Origin of the sequence: Streptomyces sp. NPDC050264 (genome assembly GCF_040655895.1) — a bacterium.
Lineage (GTDB): Bacteria > Actinomycetota > Actinomycetes > Streptomycetales > Streptomycetaceae > Streptomyces.
This window is the reverse complement of sequence record NZ_JBFAKV010000002.1, coordinates 52,938-69,551: the sequence shown is the minus strand read 5'-3', so window position 1 is coordinate 69,551 and position 16,614 is coordinate 52,938. Positions and strand designations below refer to the sequence as shown.

At 71.5% G+C, this 16,614-nt stretch carries 15 protein-coding genes; 2 read left to right on the top strand and 13 right to left on the bottom strand.

The window, feature by feature from the left end; genetic code table 11:
• Positions 1-2: 2 nt before the first annotated feature.
• The 7 genes from AB0J02_RS03175 to ggt all read right to left on the bottom strand — a co-directional run bounded on the left by AB0J02_RS03175 (position 3) and on the right by ggt (position 8,925).
• Positions 3-1,559, bottom strand: coding sequence for a PucR family transcriptional regulator ligand-binding domain-containing protein (locus AB0J02_RS03175; protein WP_363191814.1), 1,557 nt, complete (start codon positions 1,557-1,559; stop codon positions 3-5).
• Between the two features lie 146 nt (positions 1,560-1,705).
• A complete protein-coding gene (locus tag AB0J02_RS03170; protein WP_363191813.1) occupies positions 1,706-2,998 on the bottom strand; it encodes an aspartate aminotransferase family protein in 1,293 nt (430 codons plus the stop codon).
• A gap of 46 nt (positions 2,999-3,044) precedes the next feature.
• Positions 3,045-3,887 carry a nitrilase-related carbon-nitrogen hydrolase gene (locus tag AB0J02_RS03165; RefSeq protein WP_363191812.1) on the bottom strand — a complete coding sequence of 281 codons (843 nt, stop codon included), beginning with the start codon at positions 3,885-3,887 and terminating at the stop codon, positions 3,045-3,047.
• Between the two features lie 146 nt (positions 3,888-4,033).
• Positions 4,034-5,299 carry a hypothetical protein gene (locus AB0J02_RS03160; protein WP_363192188.1) on the bottom strand — a complete coding sequence of 422 codons (1,266 nt, stop codon included), beginning with the start codon at positions 5,297-5,299 and terminating at the stop codon, positions 4,034-4,036.
• 136 nt (positions 5,300-5,435) lie between these two features.
• A complete protein-coding gene (locus AB0J02_RS03155) occupies positions 5,436-5,687 on the bottom strand; it encodes a helix-turn-helix transcriptional regulator (protein WP_363191811.1) in 252 nt (83 codons plus the stop codon).
• Positions 5,688-5,768: 81 nt separating this feature from the next.
• Positions 5,769-6,713 (bottom strand): FKBP-type peptidyl-prolyl cis-trans isomerase, encoded by a 945-nt coding sequence (locus AB0J02_RS03150; RefSeq protein ID WP_363191810.1) that lies wholly within the window; start codon positions 6,711-6,713, stop codon positions 5,769-5,771.
• A 379-nt stretch (positions 6,714-7,092) separates the two neighbouring features.
• Positions 7,093-8,925: a gamma-glutamyltransferase gene (gene ggt, locus AB0J02_RS03145; protein WP_363191809.1), complete on the bottom strand. Its 1,833-nt coding sequence runs from the start codon at positions 8,923-8,925 to the stop codon at positions 7,093-7,095.
• Between the two features lie 103 nt (positions 8,926-9,028).
• Here ggt and AB0J02_RS03140 point away from each other — a divergent pair, with 103 nt between their 5' ends.
• Positions 9,029-9,787 (top strand): hypothetical protein, encoded by a 759-nt coding sequence (locus AB0J02_RS03140; RefSeq protein ID WP_363191808.1) that lies wholly within the window; start codon positions 9,029-9,031, stop codon positions 9,785-9,787.
• A gap of 178 nt (positions 9,788-9,965) precedes the next feature.
• On the opposite strand, the gene AB0J02_RS03135 is transcribed toward AB0J02_RS03140, so the two are convergent.
• The 5 genes from AB0J02_RS03135 to AB0J02_RS03115 all read right to left on the bottom strand — a co-directional run bounded on the left by AB0J02_RS03135 (position 9,966) and on the right by AB0J02_RS03115 (position 13,739).
• Positions 9,966-10,847, bottom strand: coding sequence for an amino acid ABC transporter permease (locus AB0J02_RS03135; RefSeq protein WP_363191807.1), 882 nt, complete (start codon positions 10,845-10,847; stop codon positions 9,966-9,968).
• Complete coding sequence (locus tag AB0J02_RS03130; protein ID WP_363191806.1) at positions 10,844-11,488, bottom strand: amino acid ABC transporter permease; 645 nt, start codon at positions 11,486-11,488, stop codon at positions 10,844-10,846. Before AB0J02_RS03130 ends, AB0J02_RS03135 begins: the two co-directional genes overlap by 4 nt.
• An 11-nt stretch (positions 11,489-11,499) precedes the next feature.
• Positions 11,500-12,411, bottom strand: coding sequence for a glutamate ABC transporter substrate-binding protein (locus AB0J02_RS03125; protein WP_363191805.1), 912 nt, complete (start codon positions 12,409-12,411; stop codon positions 11,500-11,502).
• A gap of 17 nt (positions 12,412-12,428) precedes the next feature.
• Positions 12,429-13,172, bottom strand: coding sequence for an amino acid ABC transporter ATP-binding protein (locus tag AB0J02_RS03120; protein WP_363191804.1), 744 nt, complete (start codon positions 13,170-13,172; stop codon positions 12,429-12,431).
• Positions 13,173-13,301: 129 nt separating this feature from the next.
• Entirely contained in the window at positions 13,302-13,739 is a 438-nt protein-coding gene (locus AB0J02_RS03115; RefSeq protein WP_363191803.1) for a DUF6278 family protein, read from the bottom strand.
• Positions 13,740-13,906: 167 nt separating this feature from the next.
• On the opposite strand from AB0J02_RS03115, the gene AB0J02_RS03110 reads away from it, so the two are divergent.
• Positions 13,907-15,682: an SGNH/GDSL hydrolase family protein gene (locus AB0J02_RS03110; RefSeq protein WP_363191802.1), complete on the top strand. Its 1,776-nt coding sequence runs from the start codon at positions 13,907-13,909 to the stop codon at positions 15,680-15,682.
• Between the two features lie 106 nt (positions 15,683-15,788).
• Here the strand turns inward: AB0J02_RS03110 and AB0J02_RS03105 are convergent, their stop codons facing one another.
• Positions 15,789-16,568 carry an exodeoxyribonuclease III gene (locus AB0J02_RS03105; protein ID WP_363191801.1) on the bottom strand — a complete coding sequence of 260 codons (780 nt, stop codon included), beginning with the start codon at positions 16,566-16,568 and terminating at the stop codon, positions 15,789-15,791.
• Between the last annotated feature and the right edge of the window lie 46 nt (positions 16,569-16,614).

Here is a 16,614-nt window from a genome sequence, read left to right as displayed (position 1 = left end):
TGTCACGTCCCGCGCTGGGCGTCGTGCGCGAGCAGCGCGATGTGCACGGAAGCGGCCTGCTCGAAGTCGTCGAGTGCGACGCCGAGCAGCGTCTCGATGGTCTCGAGGCGGCGGTAGAGGGCGGGCCGGCTCATGTGGTGCAGGTGAGCGGTGCGGGACTTGTTGCGGCCGGTGGCGAGGTAGCTGCGCAGAACGGGCAGCAGCGCCTCGCCGTCGTCGGCGCACAGCAGACCGTCCAGCTCCCGCTCCGCGAACGACTGGACGCGCGGGTCATCGCGCAGCAGCCGCACCAGACCGCGCAGCCGTACGTCGCCGAGGCGGACCACGGCCGGCAGCCCCGGCGGCGCCCCGGCGACGGCCTCGGCGACGTGCAGTGCCTCCCGCAGCCCCTCGGGTACGTCCTCCCAGCCGGTGCGGGCGGGCCCGGCGGCGACGACGGCCGAGGCTCCCGTCTCCGCGCGCAGCCGGGACGCGAAGTGGGCGGCGAGCGAATCGGCGGCCTGGTCGCGGGCGAGGCTGAGCAGCACGGCGGTGGCACCCTCGGCGAGCTCGGCGACAAGCCCTGACAGCCCCAACAGGCGCAGGACGCGCTCGACTTGCGCGGGGTCGACATCACGTACGACCAGCGGGACGAAGGTGCGGCGGTTCACCGGGAGGCCCGCGGCCCGGGCCCGGGGCAGCAGCTGCCGCGCGGGGACGACACCGGACACGAGGTCGGCGAGCAGGCACTGCGCGGACTGCTCCTCCCAGCTGGCGGCGGAGCCGGACAGCATGCGGTGCAGGACGAGCGCCTCTGCCGCACGGTCGGCGAGCAGCCGCCCGGACGCGCCGTCGCCGCGGTACCCGCACAGCACGACGGAACCCCAGCGCTCGCCCCGCCCGCCGAGACCGGCCCTGACCCAGCCCTCGCCGTCGATCTCGCCCGGTTGGCGGGCGATCCGGTCCCAGTCCCGCAGCACGTCGTCGACGGCGGGCCGCTCCCCCGCGGTGGCGAGGACGCGGTGGGCGAGGTTCGTGACGACGACCGGGCAGGCGCTGTGCGCGGCGATCTCGTCGAGCAGGGCCTGGAGCGGGGCCCCGGCCGTGATGAGGCCGGTGAGCGCCGTGCGGATGCCCTCGGAAAGACTGACGGCGGCGAACTTCCGCCGGACCAGCCGGGACTGCACCTCTTCGGTCAACTCGGCGAAGGGGAAGGGGCGGTGGAGCACGACCATCGGCAGCCCGTACCGCTCCGCGGCGCGCCGCATGTCCTCCGGGGGCGCCGGGAAGGCCCGCCCGAGGCCGAGCACGAGGGCCGACGCCTCGGCCCGGTGCAGGGACTCGATGTACTCGGTCTGGCCGCGGACGTCGCCCGCGAGCAGCACGCCGGTGGTGAGGATCATCTCGCCGCCGGTGAGCATGACGCCCACGTCCGCCGCCTCAGCGACGTGGACCCAGCGGACCGGGCGGTCGAGGTGGTCGGCTGCCGCGACCACTTCCGGTTCGCCCGCCGCGATTCTGTCCAGGGCGAGTATCTGGCGGATGGACAGGGCGTGTTCGAGGGGGCCGGACGTAGTCATGGGCCTCCTTCTCTCGTTCGCGGGCACGCGCCGTGGACGCGCATCCCGTCAGCCGTGTGCGGCTGCGTCGTAGCTGGTCGCGCTCACGCGGCGGAGCCGCATACCGATACGGTCCCGCGCCCCTCTCGGGGCGCGTCTGCCCGCCCTCAGGAACAGTCCCGCAGCGCCCGCTCCAGGACGATGGCGCCCTCCTCCGCCTCCGCCACCGTCAACGACAGCGGCGGCGCGATACGCAGCACGCTCGTGTTGTGGCCGCCGCCCTTGCCGATGAGGAGGCCGCCCGCGCGGCAGGCCTCCAGGACCGCCGCGGCGGCTTCGGGTGCCGCCTCGCCCGTGCCGGGTTTCGCCAGCTCCACGCCGATCATGAGGCCCCGGCCGCGCACTTCCCGTACGCCGGGGGTGTGCACGGCGATGGCCCGCAGGCGCTCGATGAGCAGGCCGCCGACCCGGCGCGCATTGCCCTGGAGGTCGTGTTCGAGGAGGTAGGAGAGGTTGGCGAGGCCCGCGGCCATCGTGATGGGGGAACCGCCGAACGTCGAGATGGAGTTGGCGTCCAGACAGTTCATGACGTCGGCCCGCGCCACCACGCCGCCGATCGACATGCCGTTGCCGATGCCCTTGGCGAAGGTCAGGATGTCGGGCGGCCCCGACTGCCCGTGCGCCTGCCAGCCCCAGAAGTGGTCGCCGGTGCGGCCCCAGCCGGTCTGCACCTCGTCCGAGATCCACAGGATGCCGTGCTCCTGGAGGACCTCGCGGAAGCGCGCGTAGAGGCCGTCGGGCGGCGAGGTGAACCCGCCGACGCCCTGGACCGGTTCGGCGATGAGCGCCGCCACGTCGCCGCGCGTCTGGCCGAGCATGTCGCGCAGGTCCGCGACGCAGGCGTCGGCGAACTCGGCGTCGGAGAGGTGGGCGTACGGTCCCCGGCTCCGTACGCCTCCGTGCACGTACAGCGTCTGCAGCGGGGACAGGGTCGTCGGCGACCAGCCGCGGTTGCCGGTGATGCCGACGGTCGAGAACGAGCGGCCGTGGTAGCTGTTGCGCAGCGCCAGGACCTGGTTCGAGCGGCGGTACGCGGTGGCGAGCAGCAGCGCCGCGTCGTTGGCCTCGGTGCCGGACGTGGTGAAGAAGACCCGGGCGTCCGGGATGCCCGACAACTGGGCTACGCGCTCGGCGAGTTCGACCATCGGGCGATTCAGGTAGAGGGTCGAGGAGTGGATGATGCGGCCCGCCTGTTCGCTCACCGCCTTGGTGACCTCGGGCAGCGCGTGCGCGGTCATCGTCGTGAGGATGCCGCCGAAGAAGTCGAGGTACTTGTTCCCGTCGGCGTCCCAGACGTGGCGGCCCTCGCCGTGGGTGAGTTCGATCGGGTCCGCGTAGTACAGCGCCAGCCAGTCCGGCAGTGCGGCACGGTGGCGGGCGTGCAGGTCGGGGTGGGTCATGGCGGCGGTGTCCCTTCGTCGGTCGGTTCGGCTCGGGCGGGGCACGTCACGGCCGGACGAGTCCCTGGTAGGCGTCGGGGCGGCGGTCGCGGTAGAACGCCCACTGCTGTCGCACCTCGTCGATGAGGCCGAAGTCCAGGTCGCGGACGAGGAGTTCCTCCGCCTTGTCGCTCGCGGCTTCCCCGACCAGCTGACCGCGCGGGTCCGCGAAGTACGACGTCCCGTAGAAGTCGTTGTCGCCGTATTCCTCCACGCCGACGCGGTTGATGGCGGCGACGAAGTACGCGTTGGCGACGGCCGCCGCGGGCTGTTCCAGCTGCCACAGGTAGGCGGAGAGGCCGCGGCTGGTGGCGGACGGGTTGTAGACGAGCTGCGCCCCGTTCAGCCCCAACTGGCGCCAGCCTTCGGGGAAGTGCCGGTCGTAGCAGATGTACACGCCGATCCTGCCGACAGCCGTCTCGAAGACCGGCCAGCCCAGGTTCCCCGGCTTGAAGTAGTACTTCTCCCAGAACCCCTTCACCTGCGGGATGTGGTGCTTGCGGTACTTGCCGAGGTACGAGCCGTCGGCGTCGATCACAGCCGCGGTGTTGAAGTAGAAGCCGGACTGCTCGACCTCGAAGACGGGCACCACGATCACCATGCCGGTCTCGCGGGCGAGTTCCCGCATCCGGGTCACGGTCGGGCCGTCCGGGACGGGCTCGGCCCAGCGGTAGTGCTCGGCCTCCTGGACCTGGCAGAAGTAGGGGGCGTTGAAGACTTCCTGGAAGCCGATCACGCGGGCGCCCTGCCGGGCCGCCTCGCGGGCGTGCTCCTCATGCTTGGCGATCATGGTTTCGGTCTCGCCCGTCCAGGTGGCCTGGACGAGTGCGGCGCGTACGACGGGGGCCATGTGCCGCTCCTTTGCCTGATCCTCTACGCCCGTAGACCGGGTCGTAGAGGGACGAACGTAAGCCCACCCGTAAGGCTTGCCAAGACCATCGTCGCCAACCCGCTGGATCGGTTCTGTTTCGCACCCGTGCGAGTGACCCGGCCCGGTCAGGCCGTGAGGCCCGCGACCCGCAGCGCGTGCACCACGTCCCCATGGCGCTCGGCCGAGACGGCACGCGCCGCGGCCACGATCAGCGGGACGAGCCGCCCTGGATCGCTGTGCGCACTGCGGGCCGCCTCCTCCGGCGTGCGGCCGCGCACGTACGCGTCCAGCAGCGACCGGGCACCGCGGTGCCGCCCCGCGGCGTCGAGCCGGCGCACCGCGTCGCCGATCTCGGCGGGCGGGCGGCCCACGCCGTGGCGCAGCAGCTGTTGTCCGTCGGCGTCGCGGCCCGCCGCGGCCAGCGCCTCGGCGGCGTCGACGAGGCGGTCCGGGGGCAGCGAGGCCGCCTCCCACAGCAGTGTGCCCCAGTCCGCGCCGAGGCCGGCCCGGTGCAGCCGCGCGGCCAGCAGCGGGAGGCGGGCGGGGGGCCACTGCGCGGCCTCGGCGAGGACGGTGTGCGCCTCACCGCTCCGGCCCTGCGCGCGCAGCCGGACCAGGGTGTCGACCGCCGCGGCCACCTCGCGGTCGGCGGTGGGGTCGGGCGGGACCGGGGGCGCGGCCGTCTCCACCTCCTCCGCGGAGCCTGCGAAGCGGGCACCCCGGGGCGCGCCAACTCCCTTACCTGTTAAGGGCGTTGCGGGAATGACGTCCGAGGCGACGGGCTCCTCCTGGATCATCCCCGCGAAGCGGGCGCTGCCTCGGGGACGGCGTTTGCGTTCGGTGACGGGCTCGCGCGGAGCCGCGGGTGGCCGCCGGTCCGCGGGGGCCGGCTGTGCCCCCAGGCGGATCTGCCTCTCCCGGAGTTCGGTGATACGGGCCGACGCCCGCTCGTGGTCGTCCCGCGCCCACGCCAGGTCCAGGCGGATCGACTCCGCCTCCTCCCGCGTGGCGGCCGTCCCCAGCCGCTGCCCCAGCTCTCCCAGACGCGCGGCCGCGTACCGCCGCTCACCGGCCATCACGTCGAGGCGGTCGGCGAGCGCGGCTGCGCCACCGGGGCCGGAGTCGTGGGCCCGGACGGAGGCGCGGTGCAGGGCGCGGGCCCGGACACCCTCCTGTGCGGCCCCCTCCGCGCCCCGCACCGCGGCGAGGTCCTGGAGCAGCGATTCGACGACGTCCCAGGGCGGCACCTCACGCCCGTCCAGACAAGCCCCCATGCCCTCGGGGTCGCGCTGCCAGAACACGGCGCACCAGCCCGCGTCCTGGTCGAGCCGGGCGACGAGCCCTTGCAGATACTCCGCGAACTCCCCTGCGCCGTCAGGGATTTGATTCAGGTCCGTCACGCGCCCCGCCGTTCGTCCGCACCCTGGAGCCCTCCGCTCCGGGAGGACACCCGGCAGGTAACACCCCTCGTGTTACGGAAGCGCTACGGGCACTTTTCCGCGAGGGCACGTGCGCGCGCACGCACGCTCAGGCGGGCACCGGGGTACAGAGCACGACCAGCTCGTCCATGGACAGGCCCAGCTCCCGCGCGACGGCGGCCACGGTGAAGAACGTCGGCGTCGGCGCCCGGCCCGTCTCGATCTTGCGCAGGGTCTCCACCGAGACGCCCGCGGCCGCGGCGACCTCGGTCATGCTGCGCCCGCACCGCGCCTCGCGCAGCAATCGGCCGAGACGCTCGCCACGTTCGTGCTCCTGCGGAGTCAAAGGGGTTCGGACCATGTCCCCAGCGTACCGGAGAACCTATTTCAGTACCGGATACAAATACCGGTATAGTTATTCGCATGAGGGGATCGTGGACCGTCAGCGGTCCTGGCGGTCCAGTACGTCGAGCACCCAGAAGATCGGATACTCGGACGGAGCGGTGATCCCGCCCCGCGTCGCCGTGAACCCCTTGCGGTACTGCGCGGGCACCGCGATCCGCAGCCGGCTGCCGACGCGCGTGCCTTTGAGCGCCTCGTAGAGCCCCGGCGGCAGCGCCTCCTTGCCGAGCAGCATGCCGCTGGGCCCTGTGGTCGCGTACGTGCTGCGCAGCGGCTTGGCCCGCCCCCAGACCCAGGTTCCGTACTGGGCGACCGCCACGTCCCCGTCGCCCAGCACCGGCCCCCCGCCCTCGACCAGCACGCGGACGTCGAGCTTCTTCGGCTCGCCACGCCCCCAGCCCCTTACGACAGGCCGCTCTCCGCTTCCTGCTCCTGTGAACGACACCGACGGCGCGACCCGTCCGCCGTCGGGCGCCTTCCTCTCCGGCACCCGCTGGTCGACGCCGTATCCGCCGACCAGGTCGAGGACGAGCACCGTGCGGTCCGTCGGGCCGGCCGGAGCGGGCGCCCTGCCGTGCGGACCGAAGCCGCTCGCCGCCGGGGTGATCATCAGGACGCGACTGCCGCCCCTGCGGCCGACGAGGGCCCGGCTCCAGCCGCGGGCGACGCCCTCACCGTCGAAGGAGACGGTCGCCGGCTGGAGCTGCCCCCAGGAGGACATGAGCCTCTTGCCGTCCCAGGTCTTCATCTCCACGTCGGTGACCGCGACCTGGCCCTTCTTCACCTCGGGTCCCGTGCCCTCGCGCAGCACCTTCGTACGGCCCTGCTCGGGGGCCGGCCGGTCCGGGATGGTGATGCTGGGGCGGATACCGAAAGCACCGGTCACCTCGGGGATGTTCTCGGGCTCCGACGCCGTGCACGCGCCGACGGCGAGGGTCACGACAGCGAGCGCGGCGGCGGCACGCAGGGACGGGGCGAGGGGCACGGAAGCCTCCTGGTGCGGCGGGAACTCGTGGGGCTGGTGGGATGAGCTGGCGGAGGAGCTGCCAGCGAGCGTCGCCGCCGCACGGCCGCCACCGGCGCATCCGCGCCCCGACACACCGGACGCCGTACACCCCATGGGCGTACGGCGTCACCTCAGTCGCGGCCCGGGACCGGGCGACCGCCGCGCCCGTGCCCGGCCCGCGGAACGCCCGCCGGAGGATAAGCCGGACGGCGCCCCTGGCCCCAACTCGTAGGCGATGATGGCCAATTGCACGCTGTCACGGGCGTCCCGCGCACCTCGTACTCGCGCCGGGCTACGCCCTCGACGGAACGCGGTGCGCGGGCCGCGACGACGCAGAGCGCGATGAGCCCAGCGTCACCTACCGGCCCGGCTCGACCACCATCGCCGAGCCGCCGCCGCGCCGCACCGGCTCGGCGGCCGCGAGCCACTTGCCGCCCGGCAGCCGCTGTACGCCGGTCGCGGCGCCGATCTCCGGGTTGGCCTTGAAGGAGTGCCCGATGGCCTCCAGCTTCGCTCGGAGCGCGCTGTCGTAGAGGCCGGGTTCGAGCTCCGTCTGCGCGGCGTTGCGCTGGCTGGCGCGGGGCGCCGCGATGGCGTCGACGAGCGGCAGGCCGCGGTCGAGGAACCCGGTCAGCGTCTGCAGCACGGTGGTGATGATGGTGGCGCCGCCCGGTGAACCGACCGCCACGACCGGCTTGCCGGCCTTGTCGAGCACGATGGTCGGGGAGATGGAGGACCGCGGACGCTTGCCGGGGCCCGGCAGGTTCGGGTCGTGCACGTCGGGGCCGGCGGGCGCGAAGGAGAAGTCGGTCAGCTCGTTGTTGAGCAGGAAGCCGCGGCCCGGGACGGTGATGCCGCTGCCGCCCGTCTGCTCGATGGTGAGGGTGTAGGAGACGACGTTGCCCCACTTGTCGGCGGCCGTGAGATGCGTGGTGTTCTCGCCCTCGTACGTCGTCGGGGCGGCCTTGTCGCCGGTCTTGCCGCATGCCCCCGGGTGGATCGGGTCCCCGGGCGCGAGCGGACTGGTGAGCACCGCGTCGTCCTTGATGAGGCAGCCCCGCGCGTCGGCGAACTTCTGCGACAAGAGCTGCTTCGTGGGGACGTCCTCGAAGGCGGGGTCGCCGACCCAGCGGCCCCGGTCGGCGAACGCGATGCGGCTCGCCTCGATGAACCGGTGCAGGTACCGCACGTCGGACGCCTTCGACAGGTTCGTCTTCTCAAGGATGTTGAGGGCCTCGCCGACGGTGGTGCCGCCGGACGAGGACGGCGCCATGGAGTAGACGCCCAGGCCGCGGTACGAAGTCTTCGACGGCGCTTGGTACTTGGCGGCGTACTCCTTCAGATCCTTCGCCGTCAGCTTCCCGGGCCGCGCGACATATCCCGAACCCGCGGCGGTCGGCGGCTTGTTGACGGTCTTCACGACGTCGGCGCCGATGTCACCGCGGTAGATCGCCCCGACGCCCTTGCGGGCCAGTTCCTGGTAGGTGCGCGCCAGGTCGGGGTTCTTGAACGTCGAGCCGACGACAGGGAGTTGCCCGCCCGGCAGGAACAGCTTCGCGGTCTCGGGGAAGTTCCGGAAGCGGGCCTCGTTCGAGGCGGTCTGCGAGCGGAACGTGTCGTCGACCGTGAACCCGGAGCGCGCCAGCTTCTCCGCAGGCCGCAGCACCGTGGAGAGCCGCTCGCTGCCCCACGCGTCGAGGGCGGACTGCCAGGTGGCGGGGGTACCGGGAGTGCCGACGCTCAGCCCGCTGGTGACCGCGTCGTTGAAGGCGAGCGGTTTGCCGTTCTCCAGGAACAGGTCGGATCCGGCCGTCAGCGGCGCCGTCTCGCGCCCGTCGATGGTGTGCACCTTGCGGGACTTGGCGTCGTAATAGACGAAGTAACCGCCCCCGCCGACACCGGACGAGTACGGCTCGGTCACGCCGAGGGCGGCCGCGGTGGCGACGGCGGCGTCCACCGCGTTGCCTCCCTTGCGCAGCACCTCGATGCCCGCGGCCGAGGCGTCCGCGTCGACGCTCGCCACGGCCCCGCCGTACCCGACGGCGACCGGAACCTTCTTCACGGAGCCACCCGAGCCACCCGAGCCGCCGGGGCTGCCGGAAGCGGACGAAGGGGGCGCGGCCGCCCCGACCGCCACCATGCTCACCGCAACCGCGCAGAGCGACAGATTCCGCCCAACTGAACGCCTCATCAGTACCTCCGGTCAACAGCCGTCAGCGCAGCGTAACTTGACTTCGCAGAGCCGTCAGGACCCTCTCGAACACCGGTGCGTCGGTTGGCTAGAGTGCGCCCCCATGACTGAAGACGTGCGCAACATCGTCCTCGGCCTGATCGCAGCGGGCATCAGCGCCGCGCTGGGCTGGCTCGCCCGCACCTACCTCTGGAAGCGCAGGCTCCGCCGCAAGCAGGCCTTCTTCGGGCTGCCCGACAACTCCGAGTCGCTGCTGGTGGTGAACCGCGACGCGGGCGGCCCCGAGCTGACGGTGAAGCGCCACGACGTCTTCGCGCTCCTCGAACTCTCCGCGCTCATCAAGGACTGCGGCGCCCACGCCCAGGTCGTCGCCCACGACACGGCCCGGCAGGGCTTCGGCGAGCGCACGGAGTTCTGCGTCGGGGGCCCCGCCTCGAACCGCCGGATGGCGGCCCACATGGTGAGCCTGCTGCCCGGCATCCGCGTCAACACCGACCCCGAACCGGGCCCGGACCGCGGCGCCTTCCAGATCGGCTCCGAGCGCTACCGGCTGCAGCCCGGGGTCGCCGAGTACGTGGTCCTCGCGCGGCTGACCGCGGGCCAGGCCAAGGAGGCGAGACCGGTGTTCCTCTTCTGCGGCCAGCTCCCCATCACCAACCAGGCCGCCACCCGCTATCTCGCCCGGCACCACGAGCGGCTCGCCCGCAAGCACGGCAACAGCTCGTTCGTGCTGCTCCTGAAGGTCGTCAACTCGGGGGCCTACGGCCCTGACGTGGTCAAACTGGTATCCGATGTCACCCGCGCCGCCCAGACACCGCTCCCCGCCCCGGCGGCTCCGCGCACCTCGCACCGCGCGACATAGCCTCGCCGGCCGAGAGAGGCCCGGAAACCAAGGGGAGCGGTACCCCTGTCGCGTACGAGTGCGACAAGGGCCCGCTCGGCCTCGGCAAGCAGGCGCGTCCCGTTCCGCGCGCAGCTGACCTTCTCCGCGGGCTGCGAAGTGATCTCCGGCTGCTGGGCGGGGACTGCCCATGCTCCGCCTACTGCGCGCCTGGCAGCAGCGTCCCTGGTTCGGCCGCGGCGACATCCGCGGCGTCCGTCTTGGGGTTGCGCCGCTGGCGCCTTGACACCCATTGGGCGAACCACGACAGCACCATGCACATCCCGATGTAGATCGGCGAGATCACCATCACCACGGGGATGAAGGGCAAATCGTAGTCGAGGTTCGACGCGATCAGCTTCCCGGCATGGAGAAACTCCTCATAGGTGATCAAATAGCCGAGCGAGGTGTCCTTCAGGGCGACCACCAGCTGGCTGATGATGGCGGGCAGCATGGCCCGCACCGCCTGCGGTACGAGGACGTGCGTCATGACCTGCGTCTTGCGCATGCCGAGCGCGTAGGCCGCCTCGCGCTGCCCGCGCTCCACGGAGTTGATGCCTGAGCGGAACACCTCGGCGAGCACGGAGCCGTTGTAGAGCGTCAGACCCGCGACGAGCGCGGACAGGGGCTCCATCTTCAGGGCCACGTAGATGAAGAAGATCATCACGAGGACCGGCATGGCGCGGAAGAACTCGACGAAGAGCGTCGTGAGCCATCGCACCGGCTTGTGGTCGGAGAGGCGCCCTACCGCGAGGAGCGTGCCGAGCGCGAGCGAGAGCACGGCCGCGATGGCGAAGGCCTTGAGCGTGTTGCCGAGCCCGCGCAGCAGCAGTTCCTGGATGCCCTTGTACTCGAAGGGCATCCACTTCGTGTACGTGAACTGGTCGGTGTCGAACAGGAGGTAGAGGACCCAGCCGAGGAGTGCGAGCACGAGCAGCGTGGAGATCAGCCCGTAGAGCCGGTGGCGGCGCTCGGTTCTGGGGCCCCGGAAGTCGTAGAGCGCGGAGGCGCTGTGGTCGAAAGCTTTCATGGGGCGGCTCATCGGGCGACTCCCCAGCGCTTCTCGAGGACGTTGAAGACCGCGCTGATGGCGAGCGTGATGATGAGGTAGCCGAGCGCGATCCAGACGAACGTCCAGATGATGTTGTATCCGAGTTCGCTGAGGGTCTTGTACGTGCCGAGCAGTTCGACGACGCTGAACGCGCCGGCGATCGCCGAGTTCTTGGCGAGGGCGATGAGCGTGGAGCCGACCGGCGGGATCACGGACCGGAAGGCCTGCGGCAGGATCACGGTGGTCAGGGTCTGACCGAACGTCATGCCGAGGCTGCGGGCCGCCTCGCCCTGCCCCCTGGGTACGGTGTTGATGCCGGAGCGCAGCGCTTCGCAGATGAACGCCGAGGTGTAGCAGCCGAGCGCGAGCACCGCGAACACGGTGAAGGGCAGCACGAGCCCGAAGCGCGGCAGGCCGAGCAGGACCGCGAAGAACAGCAGGGTCAGCGGGGTGTTGCGCAGGACAGTGACCCAGGCGGTGCCGAGGGCGCGGAAGGAGCCGACGGGCGCGACGCGGAAGGACGCCATGACGAAGCCGAGCACGAGGGCCAGGACCGAGGCGTACACGGTGAGTTCGACCGTGCCGAGGAAGCCCTTCCAGTACGCCGAGAAGTTGTCGGTCAGGACGTTCATGGGACGCCTCCTCAGTTCGCCGGGTAGCGGTCGACGGCCGGCGGCTTCGGGGCGGGCACGCCGGACAGGCCGAGCGTGGCCTCGTACGCCCGCTTCCAGTCCCCGTTCTTCTGCCGGGCCTCCAGGGCGTCGTTCATGGCGGCCCGGAGCGCGTTGTCGCTCCTCGGGACGCCGATGCCGTACGGCTCCTCGGAGAACGGCTTGCCCGCCGTCCTCAGTTCGTCGGGGGCCTTGGCGGCGAAGCCGAGCAGGATCGCGTCGTCGGTGGTGACGGCGTCGACCTGGAAGGTCAGCAGGTTGTCGACGCAGATCGAGTACGTGTCGTACGCGACGAGTTCGGCCTTCGGGTAGTCGGCCTGGATGCGCTGGTAGGGGGTCGAACCGGCGGCCGAGCAGACGCGCTTGCCGGCGAGGTCGCCGGGCCCGTGGATGTCGTCCTCGTCGGTGCGTACGAGCAGGGACTGACCGGCCATGTAGTAGGGCCCGGCGAAGCCGACGAGCTTCTTGCGGTTGTCGTTGATGGTGTAGGTGCCGACGTAGTAGTCGATCTGGCCGTTCTGCAGGGCGGTCTCGCGGTTGGCGGAGGCGATCGTCCGGAAGGAGATCTTCTTCGGGTCGAGGCCGAGCGAGGCCGAGATCATCTTGGCGACCTCGATGTCGAAACCGGAGTAGACGCCGTTGGCCGGGTTCTTCTCCCCCAGGTAGGGCTGGTCCTCCTTGGCGCCGACGACGAAGTGGCCGCGCTTCCTCGCCTTGTTCCACGTCGAGGAGTCGGGCAGCGAGAACCCCTGTGCCACCTGGTACTTGGGGAGTTCGTCGCCCGACGGTCCCTTGGTGGGCGGGCTGCCCTCCTTGCCGCAGGCGGTGGCGGCGAGCGCCGACACCAGCAAGGCGGCAAGGAGCTGTAGCGGCTTGCGCATCATGCGTGCTGCACCCCCCGTCAGTGCTTGAGGATCTTGGAGAGGAAGTCCCGGGCGCGCTCGCTCTCCGGGTGGGTGAAGAAGTCCTCGGGGGCGCGGTCCTCGACGATCCGGCCGTCCGCCATGAAGACGACACGGTCCGCGGCGGTGCGGGCGAAGCCCATCTCGTGGGTGACCACGACCATCGTCATGCCCTCGTGGGCCAGTTGCTGCATGACTTCCAGGACCTCGTTGATCATCTCGGGGTCGAGGGCCGAGGTCGGCTCGTCGAAGAGCAGGGCCTTGGGGTCCATGGCGAGGGCGCGGGCGATGGCCACGCGCTGCTGCTGGCCGCCGGACATCTGCGCGGGGAACTTGTCCGCGTGCGCGGCGAGTCCGACCCGGTCGAGGAGTTCGCGGGAGCGCTTGTCGGCCTCGTCCTTCTTGCGTTTCCTGACCTTCACCTGGGCCAGCGAGACGTTCTGCAGGACTGTCTTGTGCGCGAAGAGGTTGAAGGACTGGAAGACCATGCCCACTTCGGCGCGCAGCCGGGCGAGCGCCTTGCCCTCCTCGGGCAGCGGCCGGCCGTCGAGCCGGATGGCTCCTGACTGGATGGTCTCAAGACGGTTGATCGTCCGGCAGAGCGTCGACTTGCCCGACCCCGAGGGGCCGATGACCACCACCACCTCCCCCTTGCCGACGGTGAGGTCGATGTCCTGGAGGACATGCAGCTCCCCGTAGTACTTGTTCACGTCACGCAGCTCGATCAACGGATCGACGGCCATGGCAGTACCTGCCCACTCTCAGCTGTGTCGGTCCGCGCAAACTATCCACGCCGTAATGGGACTTAACCGACGACACGCACTTATGGGCATTAACCGTATTTGCGGCTCAACTGCGTTCCCCGAAAAGCCCTATGACTCGGCAGCCTCCGCGTAGAACCGGGACAACTCCGGCGCGCCGCTCGCCGCCCACTCCTGACCGGCCTCCACCACGTCGATCTCACGGCCCGAGGCAAGACGCACCACCGGCTGCCCGTTGGGCCAGATCACCCACATGGCGCCGGGCACCCGGTGCACCAGAACGGTGCCGAGGTACAGGCCCGCGTCGTTGCCGAGCCAGTGCAGCGTCTCCTCGTCCTCCCGCCAGCGCGGCACGAGTTGGTCGAGCGCCTCCAACGACCTTACGGAGTCGTCGAGTTCGACCCCGGACTGCTCGGCCTGGGCACGCAACAGCTCGCACTCGGAGAGAAGTTCGGCCACGCCCTCGGCGTCGGCACCGTCCGGTGAGAAGACGGCCACGGCCGTCGCACCGTGCTTCTTACGCCAATTGTCCACGAAAGGGATCTTCATACCGACCAGCCTCGCATCCGGCCCCGCCCGCGCACCACAGGCGCGCGGGCCTACGTTCCCGGCGAGTTCACGCCTCTTTCGGCCGCACCTCATTGACGCGTTCCCACCCCCTCCTTACCTTCATGGCGCACCTGACACACCAGCCCGCACCACGGAGGGAGCCGGCCGTGCGCCGACGCACCTGGACAGCCGCCGTCCTACTGGCCCTCTGCGCGGGGCTCGCCCCCGCCACGACGGCCCAGGCGGCCGCCCCGCACAGACCCGGGCCGCTCCCCCTGGAGCGGCTCTTCGACAACCGGGCGGTCAGCGACGACCGTGCGCCCGACGTGGCCGATTTCGACGGCGCGGGCGGCTCGCTCTCCGCGCAGGATCTGACCGCCGCGGGCTGGACTGCCGGGCGCGGTATCGGAGTTGACCGGGCCCGGCTGACCTGGCCGAGGTCGGCGGGGTCCGGGCCCGACAACGTACGGGCGGACGGTCAGCGGGTCCGCGTCACCGGCCGGGGCGACGCGCTGGCGTTCCTCGTCGCCGGCACGGGCGGGGACGCGCGGGGCTCGGGTGTCGTGCGCTACGCGGACGGGACCCGGTCCGCGTACACGCTCACCGCCCCCGACTGGCGTACCGGACCGCTCGCCACGAAGTCGGTCGCACTGCCGCACCGCAACACTCCGGGCGGTCAACTCACCGAGAAGACACGGCTGTACGTGGTGACCGTGCCCGTGCGGGCGGGGCACCGGATCGCGTCCGTCGAGCTGCCGCGGGCCACGGGCAGCGCCGACCTGCACGTGTTCGCGCTGTCGGTGCGCGCGGCGACGACGGGGTGGACCGGAACGTGGGCGGCCTCCCCCGCCGGCTATACGACGGTGGGGCCGTGGGCCGATCGCACGGTGCGGCTCGTCGTGCACACGAGCGTGGGCGGGCCGCGCGTACGGATCCGGCTGGACAACACGTTCGCGTCGACCCCGGTACGGATCGGGAGCGCGTCGGTGGCGGTGCAGGGGTCCGGGGCGAGCGCGCGCGGGAAGCCGGTGCCGCTGACGTTCCGGGGCAAGCTGGGCACCCAACTCCCGGCGGGAGCCCAGGCGTTCAGCGACCCGGTGAACTTCCGCGTGCCCGCCGACACCAACCTCCTGGTGAGCTTCCATCTGCCGGAGCCGGTGGCCGCGGCGCCCGTGCACAGCCAGGCCATCCAGGGCTCGTACGTGAGCGGTCCCGGGGACCACGCGGTGGAGGCGGCGGGCTCGGCGTACACGTCGACGATCTCGTACTGGCCGCTGCTCACCGGGATCGACGTCGGCGGCGGTCCCGGGTCGGTGGTGCTGCTCGGCGACTCCATCACCGACGGTGTGAAGTCGACGCAGGACGCGAACCGGCGCTGGCCGAACGTCCTCGCCGCACGCCTCCTCGCCCAGTCGGACGTACCGCGGTACGGCGTGCTCAACGAGGGCATCTCGGCGAACCGGGTCGTCGCCGACCGGTACCCCGGGGACGGGATCTCCACGGACACGGGCGGGGTCAGCGCCCTGCACCGGCTCGACCGGGACGTCTTCGCGCAGACCTCGGCCCGGACCGTCGTGGTGTTCCAGGGCGTCAACGACGTGCGCTGGGGCGCGAGCGCCTCGCAGATCGAGGCGGGGTTGCGGGAGATCGTGGAGCGGGCACACGCACGGGGACTGAAGGTGGTCGGGGCGACGATCACTCCGTGCGAGGGCGAGTCCTTGTGCACGGCCGCCGCCGACGCGGAGCGGGTTGCCGTCAACTCGTATGTGCGCGGGGCCGGTTCAGGGTTCGACGGGGTGCTTGATTTCGATGCGGTGGTGCGGGATCCGGCGCGACCCTCTCGGATGCGGGCCGACTTCGACAGCGGGGATCACTTGCATCCCGGGGATGCGGGGCTGGCGGCCCTGGCCGACTCTGTCGACCTGAGGATCCTCGCGCCGTAGCTCCGATCGCCGGTGGAGACGTGCGGCGCCGTCGTGGCTGGTCGCGCTCCCCGCGCCCCTGAGATGAGCACTGCGTGCGCCATCTCGGGGGCGCGCCGCGTTCGCGCTACACGTCGAGATCCACCACCACGGGTGCGTGATCGGACGCACCCTTCCCCTTGCGCTCCTCGCGGTCGACGTACGCGTCCTTGACCGCTCCGGCGAACGGCGCGTTCCCGTAGACCAGGTCGATGCGCATGCCGCGGTTCTTGGGGAAGCCGAGCTGGCGGTAGTCCCAGTACGTGAACGGGCGGTCGTACTTGAGGGGGCGCGGGACGACGTCCGTCAGGCCCGTCTCGCGCAGCGCGGCGAGCGCGGCCCGCTCCCCCGGGGTGACGTGCGTGGCGCCCTCGAAGAGGCTGATGTCCCAGACGTCGTCGTCGGCCGGTGCCACGTTGTAATCGCCCATGACCGCGAAGGGGCGGGAGCCGGCCGCGTCGCCCGCGACGGCCGCCGTCAGGGCCTCGAACCACTGGAGCTTGTACGCGTAGTGCGGGTGGTCCACCTCACGGCCGTTCGGCACGTACACCGACCACACGCGGACCGGGCCGCAGGTCGCCGAGACGGCGCGGGGCTCCTCCGTGCCGTCGTAGCCGGGGTCGCCGGGCAGGCCCCTGACGACGTCCTCCAGGCCTACCCGGGAGAGCAGCGCCACCCCGTTCCACCTGCCGTTCGCGTTCACCGCCGACTCGTAGCCCAGCTCCCGCAGCTCGTCCGCGGGGAACTGCTCCGCCGAGCACTTGGTCTCCTGGATGCACAGCACGTCCGTACCGCTGCTCTCCAGCCAGGCAAGGAGGCGCGGGAGCCGCGCGGTGATCGAGTTCACGTTCCAGGTGGCAATACGCATGCCTCACAACTTACCGGGCGGGTACGACATCGGGCCCTCGCGGCAC